General features: G+C 41.4%; 17 protein-coding genes. 5 read left to right on the top strand and 12 right to left on the bottom strand.

Annotated elements, in window-relative coordinates:
* Window positions 1–28: 28 nt before the first annotated feature.
* Complete coding sequence (locus tag RL70_RS00195) at window positions 29–556, bottom strand: bifunctional transcriptional activator/DNA repair enzyme AdaA (RefSeq protein WP_052245695.1); 528 nt, start codon at window positions 554–556, stop codon at window positions 29–31.
* A 54-nt stretch (window positions 557–610) separates the two neighbouring features.
* Window positions 611–1381, bottom strand: coding sequence for an isocitrate lyase/phosphoenolpyruvate mutase family protein (locus RL70_RS00190; protein ID WP_039041419.1), 771 nt, complete (start codon window positions 1379–1381; stop codon window positions 611–613).
* 225 nt (window positions 1382–1606) lie between these two features.
* Between RL70_RS00190 and RL70_RS00185 the strand changes: the two genes are divergently transcribed.
* Window positions 1607–1936, top strand: a complete 330-nt coding sequence (locus RL70_RS00185; RefSeq protein WP_039041457.1) for a DUF3889 domain-containing protein — start codon at window positions 1607–1609, stop codon at window positions 1934–1936.
* Between the two features lie 50 nt (window positions 1937–1986).
* On the opposite strand, the gene RL70_RS00180 is transcribed toward RL70_RS00185, so the two are convergent.
* The 3 genes from RL70_RS00180 to RL70_RS00170 form a co-directional block, all read right to left on the bottom strand.
* Window positions 1987–2625 (bottom strand): O-methyltransferase, encoded by a 639-nt coding sequence (locus tag RL70_RS00180; RefSeq protein WP_039041418.1) that lies wholly within the window; start codon window positions 2623–2625, stop codon window positions 1987–1989.
* Window positions 2612–2938, bottom strand: a complete 327-nt coding sequence (locus tag RL70_RS00175; RefSeq protein ID WP_039041417.1) for a hypothetical protein — start codon at window positions 2936–2938, stop codon at window positions 2612–2614. Before RL70_RS00175 ends, RL70_RS00180 begins: the two co-directional genes overlap by 14 nt.
* A 247-nt stretch (window positions 2939–3185) precedes the next feature.
* Complete coding sequence (locus tag RL70_RS00170; protein WP_052245692.1) at window positions 3186–4724, bottom strand: malate:quinone oxidoreductase; 1539 nt, start codon at window positions 4722–4724, stop codon at window positions 3186–3188.
* Window positions 4725–5265: 541 nt separating this feature from the next.
* Between RL70_RS00170 and RL70_RS00165 the strand changes: the two genes are divergently transcribed.
* Window positions 5266–8265 (top strand): efflux RND transporter permease subunit, encoded by a 3000-nt coding sequence (locus RL70_RS00165; protein WP_156137858.1) that lies wholly within the window; start codon window positions 5266–5268, stop codon window positions 8263–8265.
* A 96-nt stretch (window positions 8266–8361) separates the two neighbouring features.
* Here RL70_RS00165 and RL70_RS00160 read toward each other — a convergent pair whose 3' ends face one another.
* Window positions 8362–10101, bottom strand: coding sequence for an ABC transporter ATP-binding protein (locus tag RL70_RS00160; RefSeq protein ID WP_039041416.1), 1740 nt, complete (start codon window positions 10099–10101; stop codon window positions 8362–8364).
* Between the two features lie 124 nt (window positions 10102–10225).
* On the opposite strand from RL70_RS00160, the gene RL70_RS00155 reads away from it, so the two are divergent.
* From RL70_RS00155 to RL70_RS00145, 3 genes are read left to right on the top strand one after another with little or no spacing between them, the layout of a single operon-like run.
* On the top strand, window positions 10226–11647 hold the full coding sequence (locus RL70_RS00155) for an ABC transporter permease (protein ID WP_369795161.1): 1422 nt from the start codon (window positions 10226–10228) through the stop codon (window positions 11645–11647).
* A gap of 13 nt (window positions 11648–11660) precedes the next feature.
* On the top strand, window positions 11661–13157 hold the full coding sequence (locus tag RL70_RS00150) for an ABC transporter permease (protein WP_039041414.1): 1497 nt from the start codon (window positions 11661–11663) through the stop codon (window positions 13155–13157).
* 27 nt (window positions 13158–13184) lie between these two features.
* Complete coding sequence (locus RL70_RS00145) at window positions 13185–14996, top strand: ABC transporter substrate-binding protein (protein WP_039041413.1); 1812 nt, start codon at window positions 13185–13187, stop codon at window positions 14994–14996.
* 112 nt (window positions 14997–15108) lie between these two features.
* Here RL70_RS00145 and RL70_RS00140 read toward each other — a convergent pair whose 3' ends face one another.
* The 6 genes from RL70_RS00140 to RL70_RS00115 all read right to left on the bottom strand — a co-directional run bounded on the left by RL70_RS00140 (window position 15109) and on the right by RL70_RS00115 (window position 21454).
* Window positions 15109–15876 (bottom strand): 3-hydroxybutyrate dehydrogenase, encoded by a 768-nt coding sequence (locus RL70_RS00140; protein WP_039041412.1) that lies wholly within the window; start codon window positions 15874–15876, stop codon window positions 15109–15111.
* Between the two features lie 17 nt (window positions 15877–15893).
* On the bottom strand, window positions 15894–16658 hold the full coding sequence (locus tag RL70_RS00135; RefSeq protein WP_039041411.1) for an SDR family NAD(P)-dependent oxidoreductase: 765 nt from the start codon (window positions 16656–16658) through the stop codon (window positions 15894–15896).
* On the bottom strand, window positions 16655–17605 hold the full coding sequence (locus RL70_RS00130; RefSeq protein WP_039041410.1) for a 3-hydroxyacyl-CoA dehydrogenase family protein: 951 nt from the start codon (window positions 17603–17605) through the stop codon (window positions 16655–16657). The genes RL70_RS00135 and RL70_RS00130 overlap by 4 nt, the downstream gene beginning before the upstream one ends.
* A gap of 78 nt (window positions 17606–17683) precedes the next feature.
* A complete protein-coding gene (locus RL70_RS00125; RefSeq protein WP_039041409.1) occupies window positions 17684–19000 on the bottom strand; it encodes a GntP family permease in 1317 nt (438 codons plus the stop codon).
* A 32-nt stretch (window positions 19001–19032) separates the two neighbouring features.
* Window positions 19033–20310, bottom strand: a complete 1278-nt coding sequence (gene hisD, locus RL70_RS00120; protein ID WP_039041408.1) for a histidinol dehydrogenase — start codon at window positions 20308–20310, stop codon at window positions 19033–19035.
* Between the two features lie 157 nt (window positions 20311–20467).
* Window positions 20468–21454 (bottom strand): LacI family DNA-binding transcriptional regulator, encoded by a 987-nt coding sequence (locus RL70_RS00115; protein ID WP_052245691.1) that lies wholly within the window; start codon window positions 21452–21454, stop codon window positions 20468–20470.
* Window positions 21455–21567: the final 113 nt, after the last annotated feature.

The raw sequence follows: 21567 nt of genomic DNA, 5'->3' as shown, positions 1-21567 counted from the left end.
GTATAGTCTGATTTATATTAACCGCTCCTTACTGTTCTTGCCGACGGTACTCACTTGGAGAACAATTAGTTACCTTGCGAAATGATTTGTAGAAACTCGACGGACTCTGAAAACCGACATCATAACAAATTTCTAAAGTCTTTAGATCTGTATGAACCAGTAGATGGGCCGCTTTATCCACTCTGATTTTTTCCAAATAGGTGCGTGGTGTCTCTGCGGTTTCTTGTTGAAATAATCGTTCAAGATGAAAAGGACTAATTCCTACATGATCAGCAATATTTTGTAACGTCAACTTTTGTTTATAATGATTGACTAAAAAAGCAGTTACGTTTTTAATGAGCTCTGTGTGAGGAGAATGCTCAACTTCTGGTTTGCATCTTTTACAAGCTCGAAATCCGGCTGCTTCAACTTCCTTGATGTCATGGTAAAACGTTACATTTATTTTTTTGGGCTTTCTTGATTTACAGGAAGGCCTGCAGTAAATTTTAGTTGTCTTTACAGCAGTAAAAAATAGCTCGTCGTAAGTTTGATCACAAGATATAATTTTTTCCCACATTTCGTCAAAAGAAAGATTACTCTGTATCACTTTTGAATCCCCCCACTTCTTGCATTAGTGCTTATATAACAATTCTGTATCCATACCTTTTACTAACTGCGTTGCATTCTTTTCGATAGATGCAATGACTTGGTCTGAGAACGCATTCCCGAAACTAAATCGTGTTACACCGATTTCTTTCAGTTTCTCACAATTCGTCAATCCGGGTACAGATAATACATTCAAAGACACCTTTACGGTACTTGAGACTTCTTTGATTTCATCTTCATTTACTAAACCTGGCACAAATATTCCACTCGCTCCACTTCCTACGTACGCCGCTGCCCGTTCAATCGTCTCTGATAGGGCAAAATTACTTTGTAAATAAGTATCTGTTCTCGCATTAATAAAAAAGTTTTTGAAACCATTTTGATCGAGTGCTATCCTCATTTTAGTTAGAAGTCGACAGTGATCTTTTATTTCTCTTAAACCGTTTTTTGTTTTCAATGAATCCTCTAGATTAATGCCTGCTACCCCTACATTTGCCGTCTGTAATACGTGCTGAATAATGGTATCCTCCGCTTCGCTATATCCTGCTTCAATATCTGCAGAGACTGGGACATTAACATTTTCTGTAATCGCTTGGATAATCGCTAAATGTTTATCAAAGGGAATACGTTCTCCATCTGGAAATCCCAACGTATTTGCAATCCCCCAACTTGTAGTCCCAATTGCTTTAAATCCCGCCTTCTCAAGAAGTAAAGCCGATAGAAGATCCCAGGCGTTTCCTAAGAACAAGAGATCGGACGATGTATGAAGTTCGTTGAATTCTTGAATTTTACTCATGCTATTTCCCCCTAGTTGTGATGAAACTTATTTTACTAGGTGTGTTTAATCAATTCGTCTTCAATCTTGCTCTTATGGTCTACAGTCAAAAAAAGAAAAAAGTAGCGTTCGTAACTTCTTGCTAACAACTATGCAACATGGTTTGTTTGCCGGGAACTTCATTATTCCTAAAGTATAAAACAAACAAAAAAACGCACCCTACTCAAAAAGGAGTGATGCGTTTTGATGATTAAAATTGCGATTGCTATCGGACTTTTCATCGTCTCTTATTCACCTCGTGCACCAATTGCTGAGGTGGTACAGGAAGATGCTCCTGCCTATGCTAAGTGGTCGAGACTAGCCATTAAGCAAACCCAATCAGAGTATCCGAAAGCCAGTATTATTGACTACTTATATATGGGAAGCGCCGCGAATAACGGCTCCACTGTTGCCACGTTCCGCCTCTGGTTGCGTGAAGGGAAACGAGAATACGGAGTTGTCGTTCGAGTGACGTATGTAACGGAAACTGAAAAACTGGAGAGTGTAAAGTTTCACGAGATCGTACCGCCTGGATGAAGTCAGAAGGAATAAATTTCTCTTTTCAGTTTCTATAATTTGAGGCGGGTTTACCCAATGACTCTCGCAACAGTCACCCCATCACCAATTGGAATTAGAAGAGATTCCAGCTGAGGGTGATTGGCTACTGTTTTATTGAAATGCTTCATGAATTCCGTATAGCGTTTTGGTTTTGCATCTGGGTCTGCAATACTGCCACCCGCAAGTACGTTATCCATTACAATCAATGCACCTGGTTCTGCTAATTCCAGGCAGCTGTTCAAGTAGTTTTCGTAGTTTTCTTTGTCCGCGTCTATGAAGAAGAAGTCAAAGCGTTTTTGTTCGTTAATAAGTTCTTCTAACGTGTGTAGGGCGGGACCCGTCCGGTAAGAAACTTGATGACCAAAACCTGCTTTGGATAAATTCTCATTCGCGAGGTTTGCGTACCTTTCTTCTATTTCAAGTGACATTAAAGAGCCTTCATCACCAAATCCCCTAGCAAGACAGATGCCACTATAGCCGCCTAACGCTCCTATTTCCAGAACTTGTTTTGCACCGGAAATAGACACAAGCATTGTCAAAAGCTTGCCGGACGAAGGGGAAACTGAAATAGATGGCATTCCGTTTTCTTGTATAGAAGTAATTACATTTTCAAGCAACGCATCCTCTTTAGTAAATACTGAGTCAATGTAGTGATTAATCAACTTCACTTGAATTCCTCCCTCTTGTATCTTCTTTAGCAATGACCATCGTTTCATCCTCTTGAATTTCAAACAGCTGAATGAATTCGTCCGTCATCATGTCAATTGCCTTCAGTTCTCCGATAAGTACTTGCTGGATAGATTGAAACTCTGGCTGATCCAATTGTTGCTTAATCGTTGCTCGTTTCCTTTTCAGCATTTCAGCAAACGCAATTGCTTTTCCGCGACGAAATGTCTTAGCACCACCATGATGTCCTCCTCTATGACGTCCCCCTCGTTGTCTTCCCTCTTTATGAAAATCAGCAGATGATTCTTCTTTCACAGCACTCACTCCTTCCAATACGTTAAATGAACTATATCACTAATTGTATACAAACGTATACAAACGTGCAAATGCCTCTTAGATAAGTCCCTTTCAATACTTCTTTCTGTACATCTTACTTTCCCCGTCTACAGCCTGTCAGCAATTAAAAAAACACTAGATGCAGTGTTTCTAAAAAGGAAAAAAACTCTTGCAAGGAGGCTTCTAGAAGAAACCTTGCAAGAGTTTTTTATTGGATCACTTATGATTATTCTTCGATTTTAGTTTGCTCTTCTGTTTCAACAATCTCTACAACCGGAAGTGCATTGTTAAGTTTCAATGACTTCGCAGTTGCTTCTTTCACATCATGAAGCATTTCTGGATTTTCTACCAATGCTACACTGTATGAAGGAATCATCTCTTTGAATTTTGCTTCCCATTCATTTTTGCGCTCTGGGAAACACGTGTTCAGGAGATTGATCATGACGTGAACTGCTGTTGAAGCTCCTGGAGATGCCCCTAGCAATGCAGCGATCGAGCCATCGGCTGCGTTGACCAATTCAGTTCCGAATTGGAGTGTTCCTTTTCCGCCAGCCTCTGTTTCTTTGATGACTTGTACGCGCTGACCCGCAACGACGACATCCCACTCATCGACCTTAGCATTCGGGATGAATGCACGTAACTCTTCAACTTGCTGCTCTTTCGAAAGCATAAGCTGTTGTACAAGATACTTTGTCAGCGACATCTCTTTCATACCTGCAGATAACATATTGACGACGTTGTTGGGTTTGACAGACGATAGTAAGTCCATCATCGAACCGGTTTTCAAAAACTTCGGTGAGAAGCCAGCAAACGGTCCGAACAGCAACGACTTTTGGTTGTCAATATAACGCGTGTCCAAGTGAGGGACTGACATCGGAGGTGCACCGACCGAAGCTTTCCCATATACTTTCGCGTAATGCTTTTCTGCAACTTCCGGGTTATTACATACTAAAAACAGACCGCTAACCGGGAAGCCGCCGATTCCTTTACCTTCAGGAATACCTGACTTTTGCAGCAAGTGAAGGCTTCCGCCGCCACCGCCGATGAAAACAAACTTCGCAGTGTGGCGTTCGATTTCTCCGCTCACCAAATTGCGAACTTTCAGCTCCCAACGCCCATCACTCTTCCGTTTCAAATCCTCTACGCTACGTCGGTATTGAATATCAACACTTTCACGTTGTAGATGATCGAATAACATATTTGTGAGCGCGCCGAAGTTAACATCTGTTCCAGCATCGATTTTAGAAACCGCTATAGGCTCGGTAGATGTCCGGTCTTCCATCATCACAGGAACCCATTCTTTTAACGTTTCACGATCTTCTGTGTACTCCATATCTTGAAACAGTGGATTTTGCTTCATCGTTTCATAGCGTTTCTTTAAAAACGTTACGTTGTCCTTACCTTGCACATAACTCATGTGTGGGAGTGGACGGATGAAGTCTTCGGGATTTTGAATTCTTCCGTTCTCTACTAAAAATGACCAGAACTGCTTAGATACTTGAAACTGTTCGTTGATTTTAATCGCTTTGCTAATATCAATGGAACCGTCTGCCTTTTCCGTTGTATAGTTCAGTTCACATAATGCTGCGTGACCTGTACCGGCATTATTCCATTCATTCGAACTCTCTTCCCCTGCACGGTTAAGCTTTTCAAACACTGTGATATTCCACTCTGGAGCTACCTCTTTCAGCATCGCTCCGAGCGTGGCACTCATAATGCCGGCGCCAATTAAAATAACGTCTGTATTCGTATCTCTGTTGCTCATTTGACCCATCCTTACACACTGAATTTGCAAAAAAAATGACAGAATACTTACCGGCACCTTTTTTGTCTAGTTGTTCCTTGTTTAACTCTATACGATTGGATTGATTAATAAATACACATGATATACCTTCCCAATTATAGACTAATTCAAAGAGATACAAAAGAGAGATGTTTGGAATATCCACTGAATTCCCTGTACACAGAAATTCAAATACAAAATCCGCATAATATATAGAAGAAGACATTAAGTATTCGACATCTACTCAATCGGGGTGTAATAGAGAACTGATTGTAGTTTATTTACTACGAATAAAAACTGTACGTCCTTTATTTTCTAAGGTGACGTGCAGTTTTTTACGTCTGCGCAAAACAGCTTATACATGAAAAGTAATGTTTCAAGACACTAAAGAATAGTCTTGAGAATGAGATGAGTCGAGCCTCTTCTACATCTAAAGGCTGAGACAGATTCAGACTTATAGACGTCTGAAATTTCAAAAAACGATGCTATTGTTTAGATAGTAAAAGCAAAAGGAGGTCTTGCGATGCGTATTTTAGAATATATCGTAAGAAAAAAAGTATTAGTGGGTTTACTATCTGTTTTGATTATCGCTCTTGGAGGACTCGCTGTTCTTCAATTGGATAAGGAAATTATGCCATCTGTCGGAATGGATGGTGCTTATGTCAACGTCGACGCTGGTGAATTATCTGCGATTGACGTAGAGCGGACGATTACCACTCCACTTGAACAAAAGATCCAGGCAATTGAAGGCGTACAAGAAATTCAATCCAAAACCCAACGAGGAGATAGCACTTTACAGATCACATTTGACCGCGGACAGGGAGAAGAATTATCCAAAGAAGTCCATCAAGTCGTAACTGAACTAAAAGCCACTCATCCTGAGATAAAAGAAATCTCTTCAAGTCAGTATGGTGTGAACCAAGGCTACGAGTTCTATATGGATGTGACCGGCGGAGATATGAACTCAATGTCTGATTTCGCAAAAGAGGTCTTAAAGCCGCGACTTGAAGGCTTGAGTGAAGTCGCTGATGTGAATTTGTCAGGAATGCCTGAGTCTGAAGTAGCCATTCAGTTTAAGCGCGATGAACTGATCCAACACAAGTTGGATATTTCTCAGGTAATTGGCATGATAACTGAGGCGAATTCAGAAGCGACACTCGGAGAATTGACGGACGGGAAAGACCAAGTAACTGTTAGATGGGATACAAAGTTGGATAGCGTGGCGTCCATTGAACAACTAGAAATTCCGACATCCACCGGAACTATCCTTTTGGATGACATTGCAACGGTTTCCTTAGTACCTCTTGAAGGTTCATCATTCGTTTGGAAAAATGGCACGCAAGATTTAGTGTTCGTACAAATCAGTCGCGCTGCTAATGTAAACCAAATCGACATGGCAAAAGCAGTTCGCGCAGAAGTCGAAAAGATCCGGGAAGAGGGTCTTATCGAAGGCTTCACCTTAAATGAGATGGTTGCTCAGGCAGACTTTGTTCAGGAGTCGATTACAGGTGTTTCGGTCAATATTTTAATAGGAAGTATTGTTGCAATTGCAATTCTACTGGTTTTTCTGCGCAACATTCGTGCAACACTCATTATTGGGGTATCCATCCCCACTTCGGTTCTTCTCACTTTTTTAACCGTCCACCTATTAGGTTATAGTCTCAATATGTTGACCCTTATTGGGTTAGGATTAGGAATTGGAATGATGGTCGATTCATCCATTGTGATCCTGGAATCGATTTACCGGCAGAGAGAGCTCGGACTCGGAAATATGGAATCGGTTCTTACTGGAACGAAGGAAGTCGCTGGCGCCGTTTTTGCATCCATGTTGACGACAATCGTAGTGTTCTTACCTATCGGATTCATTGGTGGCGACCTTGGTCGGCTCATGATTATCTTATCAATCGTCGTTGCCATTACATTAATCAGTTCCGTCATTGTCGCTTTTACGGTTATACCGACTTTATCCGAAAAGTTTTTGCGACTCAAAAAGAGGGATACGACATCAAAGGAAGGTTTCATCACGAAAAGGTACAGTGCCACCATTTCATGGATCGTCCGAAAAAAGAAACGCAGTATTCTCGTCATTGCTCTGTTTTTTGCACTCTTCGTCGGCTCTCTCTTCTTCGTACCTAAAATCCCGATGACCGTGATGCCGGACATTTTCAACAGATATACAGAAGTCGTAATTGAACTGGAATCCGGTATTGATGCGCAAGAAAAAGAAGAAGTGATCGCTACTGTGAATGAACGCCTGGAAGCCATTCAGGATGTTGAATCTAATTATCTATTGGATACAGATGGCTTACTCGTTGGAATCATTAATATGACGAAAGGCGATAAAATTCACAAAGGACAAAAAGAAGTTAATGAAGAAATTTTGAAAAGCATACGTGAATTGGTGCCTTCTACCCCAATCAATAGTGTTCAAAGCGCTATGGATGGTTTGGCGGGATCCCCCGTTCAAGTGATTATTAAAGGAGAAGACTTTGACTCCTTACAAACCCTATCAAATGAGTTTAAACAAAAGCTTGATGCTGTTGAAGGAATTGTAGGAATTATGGATACTCTACAGCATGGTTCACCTGAGCAACTCATTGTATTGAAGGAGAAAGCAATCCAGGATGCGGGATTGTCTAGGCTACAAGTGAAACAATTCCTTGAAGAGACCTTTGTTTCTACACCTATCGGACAAATCACTGTTGCGGATCAGTCAGTTCCTTTAATCGCAAGTTGGGATTCAAAAACAACTACTCCAGAAGACTTGCTCCATTTAAAGGTCCCGACGACGGATGGCGAAAAGAAATTGTCCACCTTCTTAGATTTAAAAACGGTTCAGACTCCAAACGAAATTATGCATAAAGATGGTGAGCGTTATATTACAGTATCTGCAGATATTGAAGGACGGGATTTAGGAGCCATCAATCGTGATATTCAAAAGGTTTTGAAGGATTTCAACGCGCCTAACGGATATTCCGTTGGTGTCGCCGGAGATATCGAGCAGCAACAAGATTTGATGATGGAAATGATAGTTGTATTGGCCATTGCATTATTCCTCGTGTATTTTGTCATGGCTGTACAGTTTAATCACTTAGGGCACCCCTTCATCGTCATGTCCATCATCCCAATGGCAATAATCGGTGTCATTATCGGGTTGGCCGTCACACAACGAGAACTGAATCTCTTGTCAGGTATGGGAATCATCATGCTCATCGGTATCGTCTTGAACAATGCAATTTTGCTCATTGATCGGACAAATCAGTTACGTTCAGAAGGAAGTTCTGTTGAAGAAGCACTCGTTGCAGCAGGTACACAACGAATACGCCCCATCCTCATGACAACATTAACTACTGTTGGCGGTATGTTGCCCCTTGCACTCGCATCTGGTGTCTCAGGGAACTACCAAGCGCCCCTTGCAACAGTACTCATTTCGGGATTACTATTTGCGACCGTCATTACATTGTTGCTTATTCCTTCGGTGTATCGAGTGTTTACTGTTAGTAAAACGAAAACAGAAATTTAATGAAATTAAAAGCCTCATTCAGCCTAATACTTAGGCTGAATGAGGCTTTGTCATGTAATGCATCACTTAACTGGTCTTACTATTGTTTTTTAGATGTCACTCTATTCCTTGAGCAACCCAATGCCCTTCCATTACTTCTACCAGTTTTGTATTTTCCACATTGAACTTCCTATCTGCTTCATCCTTTTTGTTGAGTTGTCGGTGTTTGTTTGCTCCCACTTTAGGGTCTGGAATCGGAATAGCGGCTAACAAGGACTTTGTATATGGATGCAACGGGTTATTATATAACTCTTCGCTTTCTGCCAACTCGACAATCTTCCCTGCGTACATAACCGCTACCCGATCACTGATGTGCTTCACCATGGACAAGTCGTGGGCTATGAATAAATAAGTAAGTCCTAGCTTATGCTGTAAATCCTCCAGAAGTTTTACGATTTGTGTTTGGATGGATACATCAAGTGCAGATAATGGTTCATCACAGACGATGAAATCTGGCTCTACAGCTAAAGCTCGTGCAATTCCAATTCTTTGACGCTGACCCCCAGAAAATTCGTGGGGATAACGCATTGCATGCTCGGGTTCCAAACCAACCATCATCAGTAACTCTTCAACCCTTCTCTTGTGCTCAGCTTTGTTCTTACTCATCCGATGAATATCTAGTGCTTGCCCGATAATATCAAGTACTTTGAAGCGGGGATTCAAAGAGGAATATGGGTCTTGGAAAATCATTTGCATATGTTTTCTCATACTCTTCATCTCTTTTGAAGTAAAACGGTTGATGGCCATCCCTTGGTATAACACTTCTCCATCCGTCGGTTCGTCCAATCTTAAAATTGCACGACCCGTTGTAGACTTCCCAGATCCTGATTCGCCCACAAGGCCAAGTGTTTCACCAGGCCGAATGTGAAAACTAATATCGTCAACCGCCTTAGTCAATCCCTTTTTTCCACTGTCGAAGTGTTGCTTAAGAGACGTTACTTGAACAAGAGGAATCGTCTTGTCAATTCCTTCTGGTAATTGAGATACCCGTTTCTCCTTTTTCTTTTCATCAAGTCGGGGTAGTGCATTTAATAACTTTTTAGTGTATGGATGTTTTGGACTTTCAAACACCTCTAACGTTGTTCCGGTCTCCACAATTTCGCCTTTCTTCATAACTACGACATGATCACACATTTCCGCTACTACTCCCAAATCGTGAGTGATCAATATAATAGAAGTGCCAAAACGTTGTTGAATACTTTTCATGAGATCGAGTATTTGCGCTTGAATGGTTACATCTAATGCAGTCGTAGGCTCATCTGCAATTAGCAATGCAGGCTTACAAGCAAGTGCAATTGCAATCATAACCCGTTGACGCATCCCCCCGGAAAATTCATGAGGATATTGGTTATACCGAACTTCACTATCTTTAATACCAACCAAATTTAAAAGTTCAATCGTTTCTCTTTTTGCTTCTCTCTTGGAAACGTTCATATGTTTCATAATACTTTCGCATATTTGTTTCCCTATTCTTTTAGTCGGATTTAAAGAAGTCATAGGATCTTGAAAGATCATCCCAATCCCATTTCCCCTAATACTCTCCATTTCCTTCTCTGTCTTCAAGTTCAGATTTTCTCCTTGAAATTCAATAATCCCCTCTTTCATATACGAAGGTGGGGAGGGCAATAAACGCATGATAGAACGTGCGGTTACGCTTTTTCCACTGCCTGATTCTCCTACAATACCAAGGGTTTCTCCTTTGTTAACCTCAAAACTCACACCGCGAACAGCATGGAAATCTTCATCCCTCATCGTAAATGAAACGTGTAGATCTTTCACTTTTAATATGGGTTCCACAGGAAATCCTCCCCCTTTTGTCATCATTGGTGAATCTCAAGAATAGAATTGACAACCAATAACTACTTGTTTATAGTCTAGTATACCAATCGGAATTAAACAATATAAAAGGTGGTGGATTAATTTGGCGTACACTATTACTTCACTTCTTCAGAAGTCTTACAAAGAAGCTCAAGGAAAAACAGTAGTTCAGGTTCTGCTAGTTCTGGCGGGGCTTCCTGTTCATCTAGTCATATATTTTATTTACTTGATTAGAAAAAAAGACCAAACTCGCGATACTGTGTTGAATGACATAAGGGTGGAACTGTCTGACAAACAATTGTCTGATCAATGGCATTCTGATTATGTAGATCAGCTAGTTCGAAAACGAACCTTCTTTCAGGAGAATGTTAGTGATAAAGAAATACACGAAGTAGCTGAAAAGCTAGTAGAAGAAAGGAAGAAAGAAGAAATTACACGGCGTACTGATGATCATCTCAATCAGAGTGGAATACAGAGAACTACGTATTCAGTTTACTTTCAATCCCTCTTAGAACGCCGCCATTTTTTACTTTACACCTTGCTTCCCGGGGTTCTTATGTACGCAATCCTATTGCTAATCAGCAATCCTTTTCTAACCTATATCGCAGAGAGACTTATCCAAAGTGTGCTTGTCATTATAGGAGTCGCGATTTTGGTATTTACGATTCTCTATATCTCACCATTCGATCCCGCCTCTAATATTCTTGGAGAATCGGCGACACAGGAACAAATTACAGCGTTCAACCAATTACACGGTCTCGACCTTTCCTATTGGCAACAGCTATGGAATGCGTTAAAAGGTATTGCTACCTTCGATTTAGGATCTTCATTTGCAGGTAATGAAGATGTCGCAACGAGCATCGCCAACAAATTCCCGGTTACGTTAACGATTGCACTGTTCTCGGTCATTATGGCAGTTGTCATAGCAATTCCAGTCGGCATTCTTTCTGCAACTCGACCAAATTCGTTTCTGGATTACTCGTTCATGTTCATTGCATTAATCGGCTTGTCCATTCCGAACTTTTGGCAAGGACTTATCTTCATTCTAAATTTCTCGATTAAGCTCAATTGGTTGCCAGCTACGTATAGTCCTAGTAATCACCTATCCATGATTATGCCCGTCGTCGTTCTTGGAACAGCCCTTACAGCTTCTATAGCGAGAATGATGCGCTCATCGTTACTTGAAATTATTCACGAAGACTACATCATCACAGCACGAGCAAAAGGACTTTCTAAGAGCCAGATGTTATGGAAACACGCTGTCGGAAACGCTATGATTCCTGTCATCACCGTCATCGGGCTATTGTTTGGAGGCATGCTTGGAGGTGCTGCCGTAACGGAAAAGGTCTTCAATATTAGAGGCATTGGAAGTTACATCGTTGATAAGCAATTCATTCCCGATATCCCCGCCATCATGGGCGGAGTTGTCTATATTGCAATTACTATCTCGTTAGTCAATTTACTAATTGATATTTTGTACGCATTCCTAGATCCACGAATTCGCTCTAAGATAAACCAATCGTAAAGTAGGTGAAAGCATGAAAGATTCCTCAAACAATCGACATGCGTTAGTGATATCAAAAGATTATCCTCAAGCTAATTTCACATGGATTCTCTCGTTAGCACTCGCTGCAATCTTTTTATGGAACAGTTTCCCAACTAAAACAGATGGGCTGAATCCGTTTGTATTCGCCCTGTTCTGCGCCTACACGTTAACGTCCATATTACAGCTATTCATCACTAGAAAGATAAAAAAGGATCTGCTTCATGCAGGGGAAATTCACAAAACAACAAGACGTTTAGGTTATTTCCAATTAGCAAGTTTACTGACGGGTAATATTTTTGCAGCTGCTTTCGCTTTTAACTTAATTAATAAAAGAAAGACTCCTGAATACACGTTTGCGGTGTATACGCTCCTGACTCAACTAGCTGTCATCGCTATAAGCTCAGTGAATCTATTTAAACCTTATGTCAGCGATACGTTTCTTATCGCTATGGGGAGCCTTCTTCTTATTGCTCTGTTTCACCTAGTAGCGCTCATACTGACAGTCCATTACGTGAGAGAGTATTCAGCCCCGCGTTGGATGTCTGTCCTTGCTGTTGTTTTAATGGCGACAGCTGTTACAGGAAACTTATTTGCTTTACTTCTAGGTTGGAGCCTATTCATGAAGTCTAGACGCTTCGATTCTTCCCGACTGTCGAAATGGAATGTGATGTGGGAGAAAATCACTCGGAATTCTACTGCGGTCCTAGGCATGTTTTTCATTCTACTCATGCTTACCATTTCTATCACGAGCCGATTCACGTTCGACTATGCACTTGCTGTAGAAAATAACTACAGTGCTATTTTACAAGCTCCCAGTCTCGTGTATCCGTTTGGGACGGATAACTTTGGACGCGATGTGTTTTCAAGAATTGTGTTTGGTGCCAGGATTTCATTGCTCGTGGGCTTTGCATCTACGATTCTTCCAGGCCTAATTGGAGGATTCCTTGGTGCAATTGCTGGATATTACAGTAATCGCATCGACAACTGGATTATGCGCTTGCTCGATATCCTATATTCGATTCCTGGTATCTTACTTGCAATCGCCATTATTGCTGCATTTGGAGCCAATACAGTCAATCTGATTATTGCGCTAAGCGTTGGTGGCATTCCAACATATGCACGTACGATGCGAGCGAATGTCCTTATGGTTTCAAACTACGATTTCGTCGATTCTGCAAAGGCATTAGGCGCATCAGACTTTTCAATACTGTTTAAACAAGTTGTACCCAATTCACTTGCTCCTATGATTGTAAAATCCACTTTAACAATTGGTGGTGCAGTCATCGCGACAAGTAGTCTAAGTTACTTAGGACTTGGAGTCGAGCCTCATATTCCAGAATGGGGAAATATTTTGAAAGTCGGTAGTACGTATCTTGAGTCGAATTCGTATCTCGCAATTTTCCCTGGACTTGCAATTATATTGCTCGTTCTCTCATTCAATTTCTTGGGTGATGGATTGCGGGATGCGCTCGATCCTAAGCTCGACTAACAACTAAAAACTTGGAGGGATTCATCTATGAAAAAGAAACTGTTAACACTAACCATACTGCTCGTTCTCGTGCTTGCAGGCTGTGTCAAAACTAAATCTGAGGTCGAAAGTGAAGGTAAAGAAGAGGACGGCAAGGGTGGCTTGAATGAAAAAGTGCAGATTGAAGTCCTCGGAATGGGGTCAGGCGAAGAAGACTTAAATATTGTGCGTGACCAGCTCATCAAAAATGGTTTTGACGTCAAACTGAACATTCAACCGGATTATGGAACCTTTTCAGCACAAAAAGATGCTGGAAACTTCGACCTTGCACTTTCGAGCTGGACGACAGTTACAGGTAATCCTGACTATGCCGTACGTGCGTTATTTAAAACTGACGGCGCGAATAGTCTTGTGGAGGACGCTATAGTAGATGAATTAATCGACCAAGCAAGTTCGGAAACCGCTGACGAATATACAAAAACATACAAGCAACTTGAACAACAACTCGTTACAGAAAAGGCATTCATCGCACCTCTCTATAACTCTTATAAAGCACAAGGAGTAAACAAAGAAGTGTTAAATCCAGATACCGTAAGACTTTCAAAGTCACGTGCAATCGCATGGGAAACCATTGACTTTAAAGATGCTGCAAAACGCACAACTGAACCTCTAGTGACGCAACAAGCAATAGGCGATTTGACTTCGCTGGATCCCATTAAAGGGAATGATGGTTCTATTAATACACTCAACACAAATATGTACGTACGACTTGTCAACTTAACAGATGAAGATGAGGTCGTATCAGATGGTTCACTTTCTTATAACTATGCGATGGCTGAAGGAAATTCAGACTACTACTTCATTCTTCGCGATGACATTAACTTTGCATCCATTTCCAATGAGAAAGCGATTGACACGGGAGAACGTGTCGGTGCAGAAGATGTTGTGTTCTCACTGGAACGTGCAAAAGACAAAGACTCTGTGCCTGATCACCGAACGTATAGCTTACACGAGCGTATTAAAAGCGCTGAAATTGTTACCGATTTAACAGAATTGAAGAATGCAAAACAATCCGGTAGCGAAGAAACCATTTTAGAGACACTGGAAAATGGGCTTGATACGAAACTATCCGGAGTCGTTGAAAGTAAAACAAAAGCTGACAATAGTAAAGGAAACTATCAAGTGGTTAAAGTAACAACAACTGAACCATTCCCCCAAGTTTTAAATTACTTGGCCCATCAATCTGCAGGGATTGTTTCAGAAAAACAAGTGAAGAGTATCAATACGTATGATGTTGCATCCTTCAACTTAGATAAGGATATTCCATATGGAGATCAGCGCACAGTAACTGAAGGTGCAACTTATAACAACCATCTGTATGCAAGTGGACCTTATATACTTGTGAAGAAAAACGATTACCAAGCAGACTTCGTTAAAAATCCAGGCTATCGTACGGGAAGTGATTTTGAACCTAAGATTTCAAACATAACTGTACGTTTCATCGATGACTCTGATAGTGCTCTGTCGGCATTACGTAACGGTGAAATTCACCTCTTTAATGGAGTTCCGGAAACGAAGTACGACCTTGTTGAAGCAGACGATAACTTGCTACTACAAAAGAGCGACAGCAACGCTGTTACTTACTTGCAGTTCAACACGGCCGGCCGAAAAGTTTCAGAAAGTGAAAACTTACGTAAAGCTGTACTATTCTCCATCAATCAAGATGAGTTTTTGAACTATTATCAAGGTAACAAGAAAAAAGCTTATTCGACTGTTAGCCCACTCGTGGACACAGGAAACGAGCTTGTAGCTGATTCTGATAAGGTAAAAGAGTTCTTGGAAGCCTATCGTAAGGAATAATTGAAAACCGCACTCCAACCTGAGTTTCCAGGTCGGTGTGCGGTTTTTCACTTTCATATATGCTTCAAGGATCCTCTTTCGTTTACACGAATTCGAAATGAGTTACACCCGATTACTGAGCCGTATATCCACCATCTAAAACAATCGCTTGTCCAGTAATCCCTTTTGCAGATTCACTCGACATGTACAACGCCAAATCAGTGATTTCTTTGACGTCAATCAATCTTTTCTGTGGCACAAGTGGATACAAAACTTCTTCCAATACTTGCTCCACTTCAACATTTCGAGTTGTAGCAAGATCATTGAATTGGTCACGGACCAGTTTCGTATCTGCATACCCCGGACAAATTGCATTCACGGTAACACCATCTGTTGCAGATTCCAATGCAGCTACTTTTGTTAAGCCAATCACGCCATGTTTCGCTGAGTTGTAGGCAGCTTTCCCTGCAAATCCTATAACCCCATTAATCGATGCCATGTTAATAATGCGGCCAAACTTCTGTTTTTTCATATATGGCATTGCGTGTTTAATGGCGATGAATGGTGCCGTTAGCATCACTTTCAAGAGCAGTTCGAACTTTTCAGTTGGGAAGTCCTCGATGAACGACACGTGTTGTAGACCTGCGTTATTCACCAAGATATCTATTTTTCCATAGGTTTTCACAGTGAATTCAATTGCAGCTTGAATGTCTTCTTCTTTCGTGACGTCACAAACGATTCCCGAAACATCTCCACTTAACTGAGCGACTGCTTCATCGATTGCTTGTTGACTAAGATCTGAAAGAACCACTTTTGCTCCGGCTTCTGAAAAGGCTTTTGCAATATCAAAGCCGATTCCTCGAGCCGCTCCTGTAATGAACAAAACGTTGCCTTCTACCATTACTTCATCCCCTTAAGTTAAATTGCCGTCCATCCGCCATCTACTTTAATGGTTTCTCCTGTTACAAAGCCAGCCATATCGGAAGCTAGATAGAGTACAGCTCCAGATATATCCTTCGGCTTTGCCAATCCATTTAACAAGATCCGCTTTTCTACATCTTGTTTAAAGGCTTCATCTGTAAACATTTTTGCCGTCAACTCAGTTTCAATGAAAGTTGGGGCAACCGCATTTACCGTAATGCCATGTTCTGCCCATTCAACTGCCAACGCCTTCGTCAATTGAACGAGCCCGCCCTTACTTGCACAATACGCCGCACGCTTATAATACCCAACAAACGCCATTTGCGAAGCAATGTTAATAATCTTACCACTTTTTTGTGCAAGCATATGACGAGCTGCTTCCTGGCTGCTAAAGAAGACCGACTTCAAGTTTAAATCGAGTACAGTGTCCCAATCCGATTCTGTCACGTCCAATGCAGGCTTCGCAATGTTTACTCCTGCATTGTTCACTAACACATCAATCGTTCCAAAGGTAGTTACAACTGTTTCAACCAGATGCTGGATCACTGCTAGAACACTCAAATCTCCAGAGATCCCCATGCATTTTGGGTTAAATACTTGTAGCTCACGTACAGCTTCATTGAGTACTTTTTCATTACGACCAGTAATGATTACATTGGCATTCAACTCTGCAAATGTGAGTGCAATATCTTTTCCTATTCCCTTACTACCACCTGTAACGACAACAGTCTTCCCTTTAAGTTCAGAGAAATAAGAACTCATTTCCTCTCCTCCTCACGGTTATTCCGATCATTTTTCAAGAAATGGATGAGTGTGCGTTCACGCTCTTCATTGACCTCTATAGATGTCTTCTCATCCCATTCATAAAAACCTTGTCCGTTTTTATCACCTAAATGTTTCTCACTTACAAGGTGAGTGAGTGTTTCACCAGATTGTTGAGCTGTACTTAGCTCGCTGAATAAGTAATTTGAAATCGCTGAAAACACATCCAGTCCACCCATGTCTGCCGTCATTAATGGACCTGTTACCGGCAAGCGGCGCCCTATGCTATATGTAACTGCAGCGTCAATGTCTTCTTTCGTTGCAGCTCCAATGTCCAATAAATACTGGGCTTCCCGGAACAATGCATATTGAAGACGATTACCTATGAAGCCCGTGATCTCTTTCTTTAGCAGAACCGGTTTCTTATTCATCTGTTCAAGAATTTGCATCACTTTCTCAATGGTTCGCTCGTCTGTATGCTCACCCTTTACCACTTCTACAAGAGGAACTAAGTGAGCAGGGTTCCAAAAGTGTGTGACAATGAAGCGGTTCGGATGCTTCATCTCTTTTGCAAGCTCACTCGGTTTAAATCCGGATGTATTGCTAGCAATAATACATGTGTCACTCACTAATTCTTCTAGCTTTTTATACAATACCCGTTTCAGTTCGATTTGTTCAGGAATCACCTCAAAGATGAAATCCGAAGTAGAAACCATCTCTTCTAAAGACGTCGATAACTCGATATTCCCGCGAATTTTTTCTATTTTCTTCAAATCGATCAGTTCGTTTTCCATCATCACAGTTAACTTATTTTGTAATCCTGTTTTGGCCGTTTCAAGATCAGCTTCATTTATCCCAATAAGTTTTACCGGAAATCCTTCCCATGCCGCCGCTAACGCGATTGAATGCCCCATTGTTCCACAACCTATTATTGAAATCTTCTCCATTTAAACCACCCCTTATTTTTGTTTAGTAAACGAGAGATACCCAACAAACCATTAGCCGGTTTGTTGGGTATTGAACTCTTACAAGCCTATAGAGAATAAGATGACTGCCAAAGCGGCACCAATGAGTGGTACGACAACAGACAAGGCTCCAAATGCTGGATACGCGTCTTTATGCGTTTCACCTGCAATGGAACGGATCGTTGTCACAACGTATCCTCCTTGTGGCAGTGAATCCAATGACCCTGAAGATATGGCTACTGTACGGTGTAACGCATCTGGATCGACACCTAAATCCATATAATGCGGTGCCAGAAGTGGCAAGGCAATCGCCTGTCCACCCGATGACGAACCCGTAAGTCCAGCGATAACGGCAACTGCCAGTGCCCCCCCAATAAGCGGGCTCCCTGGGATGTCTGTCATTACGCCAACCGCCGCTTCAAAAGCAGGTGTCGCTTTTACCACACCCCCAAAACCAACGACTGCGGCTGTGTTGGCGATTGCAATAACTGCCCCCATTGCACCTTCACCAACCGCATGCCCGAAGTTCTGAAAGTACTTTTTATTGATCAAATACGTTGCTAAAATACCACCGCTCAAAGAAATAATTAATGCAGACGTTCCAAGTGATTTGTGTAAAATCAATGTAATTCCAAGGACAACGACTAAAGGAATCATACTAAGTAATGGATTCGGAAGTTCTGTTCGCGTATCCGCTTCCTGATCCGTGTCTCTAGCAACAAATCTTTCACCTTTAGCAACCGCTTTAGAAATCATTCGTTTCAACCACCAGTATCCAAACAAGAACATGAAGATTGCTACAAAAAAGCTGACTTCCCAACCTGCGTATGGTGTTGTGCCTAAAAACTCAATCGGAATCCAGTTTTGAATCTCTGGAGAGCCCGCAGATGTCATCGTAAATGTTGTTGAACCGAATGCCAATGCAGCTGGTATGAATCGTCTTGGCAGATTGGCTTGTCTGAATAGACTCAAAGCCATCGGATAAACAGAAAATGCGACAACGAACAAACTGACACCACCATATGTTAAAACAGCACAGGCGATGACTACTGCTAAAGCTGCTCGTTTCATACCGATTTTGCTAACAATCCATTGTGAAATACTATCAGCGGCACCACTGTCTTCCATGACTTTACCGAATATGGCTCCCGTCAAGAACATCAAGTACCAGGATGCGATGAACCCCGTAAATCCGCCCATATAGTTCGTTAAGAAATTTACAGCTCCCTCTTCCGCTAACTGTGGGAAGAGAGGAATGCCATTTAACACGGCGATAAACAGTGCAGTTATTGGTGCTGCAATGAGGAGATTCATCCCCTTCATTGTCAAAAAGATTAATATTGCTAGTCCCCCAAAAAGACCAATGAATCCTAACATAGTAAAACCCCCAATTTCCCCAAGTGTACGATTTAGTTTTTACCGTACCGTTCTACTCTAAGGAGTGCTTGTTTCGCATGTCCTTCAAAGTTTTCCAGCTTACAAAGACGTGCTGCGTATTCTCCGATATAAGCACTAGCTTCCGGCTTCACTTTTTGATACGTCACGGTTTTAATGAATTTGCCTACCCACAGTCCACCAGTATAACGTGCTGCCCCTTTTGTCGGCAGCGTGTGGTTCGTGCCGATTACTTTGTCCCCGTAAGCAACGTTCGTTTCAGGTCCTAAGAACAAGCAACCATAGTTCGTCATGTTTTCTAGGAAGTAATCTGGATCCTCCGTTAAAATCTCTACGTGTTCAAACGCAAGACGATCAGCTTCAAAACGTGCTTCTTCAATTGAATCGACGACTAATACTTGGCCATAATCTTCCCATGAAACACTTGCAACATCTGCAGTCGACAACGTCTCCAACTGACGTGCGATTTCTTCAATCGTTTCGTAAGCGAGCTTTTCAGAAGTCGTGATTAATGCTCCTGGAGAAGTTGGTCCGTGTTCACCTTGACCCAGAAGATCGGTTGCGATCATTTCTGCGTCTGCTGTATGGTCTGCAACTACTAACGTTTCTGTAGGACCTGCAAATAGGTCAATTCCAACCCGTCCGTATAATTGACGCTTCGCCTCTGCGACAAATGCATTACCCGGTCCAACGATCATGTCTACCGATTCGATAGTTTCTGTTCCGATTGCCATTGCTGCCATTGCTTGAATGCCACCGAGCAAGTAGATTTCATCTGCTCCAGCTAAATACATAGCTGCAATTGTTGCGTGTGGAATTTCACCATTGATCGGCGGTGTACATGCAATTACTCGTTTCACTCCAGCAACTTTTGCAGTCAAAACACTCATGTGTGCAGAAGCTACCATCGGATAACGGCCACCAGGGATATAACATCCAACACTATTTACAGGAATATTTTTATGACCTAAAATAACTCCTGGAATGCTTTCAACTTCTACATCATTCAAAGAATCCAGTTGTGCTTGTGCAAACGTCTGAATGTTTTTTTGAGCAAACTTAATGTCTTCAATGACACTAGAAGGGACTTGTTCAACGATTTCTTGAATTTGAGCATCACTTAAACGGAATGATTCAGGAGTCCATTTATCGAACTTCGCCGATAGCTCTCTTACCGCTTGATCACCACGAGTCTCTACATCTTTTAATGCACCTGCAACAATTTCAGACACCTTAGTATCATTTGCAACTACTTCTTCTTGTGACTTACCTGCTTTAATTACTTTCACCATAATTCCGCCTCCTATTTTTAAACCGCTTACATTCCGATTTATAAAAAAATTATTTACACACCTATTCTCATTTCACGGAGAGTTCTTTCATTTGCATACGTATGCAACAAACTCTATGAGAAAAGATTATTCCTATTATTCATTTTAGTCAACACTTTTATGTAGTTTTTCTTTCAACAAATTTTCCATCCACCTCAATAATTTGTGCTAAACCGGTATAGGACATGATTTCTGCCAATAAATAATTCACAGTTTCCTCTATCATTTCTTCAATCGGCTGTTCCCAAGTCGTCAGTTCATATGCGGGCCAAGAAGCCATTTCAATATTATCAAATCCAACAACTTTTGTGTCTTGTGGAATACGAATATCATTTTTCCGAAGCGCATCAATTACTCCTAGCGCCATAATGTCATTAGCTACAAAAAATGCTGCCGGCAATTGCTTTTCTTCCAGGACAGTCATAGCTGTCTGATAGCCACCCTCATATGTGTAATCTGAGTTATATTTCCGATATGCTATTCTCTGTTGATCGAGAACCTCACAAAAACCTTTTTCCCGCTCAATACTCGTAGACGTGTGTTCATCTCCGGTAATCAACACCAGCTCCGATGCACCTTTTGAAAGTAAGTATTGCGCAATCCAACGGCTCGCACTTAAATTATTGCAGCACACTGAATGGAACTCTCCTGTGCCTAGCTTTCTATTAAAGAAGACGAGTGGAATATGATTTTTCTTAAACTCTTCCCCTACCGAAAACGACATGGTTGCATCAGTGACTACCACACCCGCCACATTATAGTTCAATAACGTCTCGACATCCTCTTTTTGGATTTCATCATTGTTCGTATAGACAAACAAAATACTGTATCCATGTTGCTTAAATATTGAACTAAACCGTTTCAACACTTGCGCATAAAAAGGGTTTTGAACGCCTTTCATGACAAGACCAATAATATTTGACTGATTCGTTATGAGACTTCTCGCGTATACGTTAGGACGATAGCCAAGTTCTTCCGCAGCCTCAAGAACCCGCTTCTTCGTCTTTTCTGAAACAGATGCTCCTTCAAAATACACCCTCGAAACTGAAGACTGGGAGACTCCTGCCAGTTTAGCTACATCCTTTGCAGTTACCGTTTCTCTCATTACGCTCATTCCTTTGAATTCGATTTCGCATCACTACCGATACCTTTACTTTATATTACTAGTTTTTTGAATTCAATAGTCCAAAAATAAAAAAGGCTGATTGCATTCATGCA

This window comes from Sporosarcina sp. ZBG7A, from assembly GCF_000813425.1.
Lineage (GTDB): Bacteria > Bacillota > Bacilli > Bacillales_A > Planococcaceae > Sporosarcina.
Note: the sequence above shows the minus strand (reverse complement) of the source record. Positions and strands in the feature narration are given on the sequence as shown.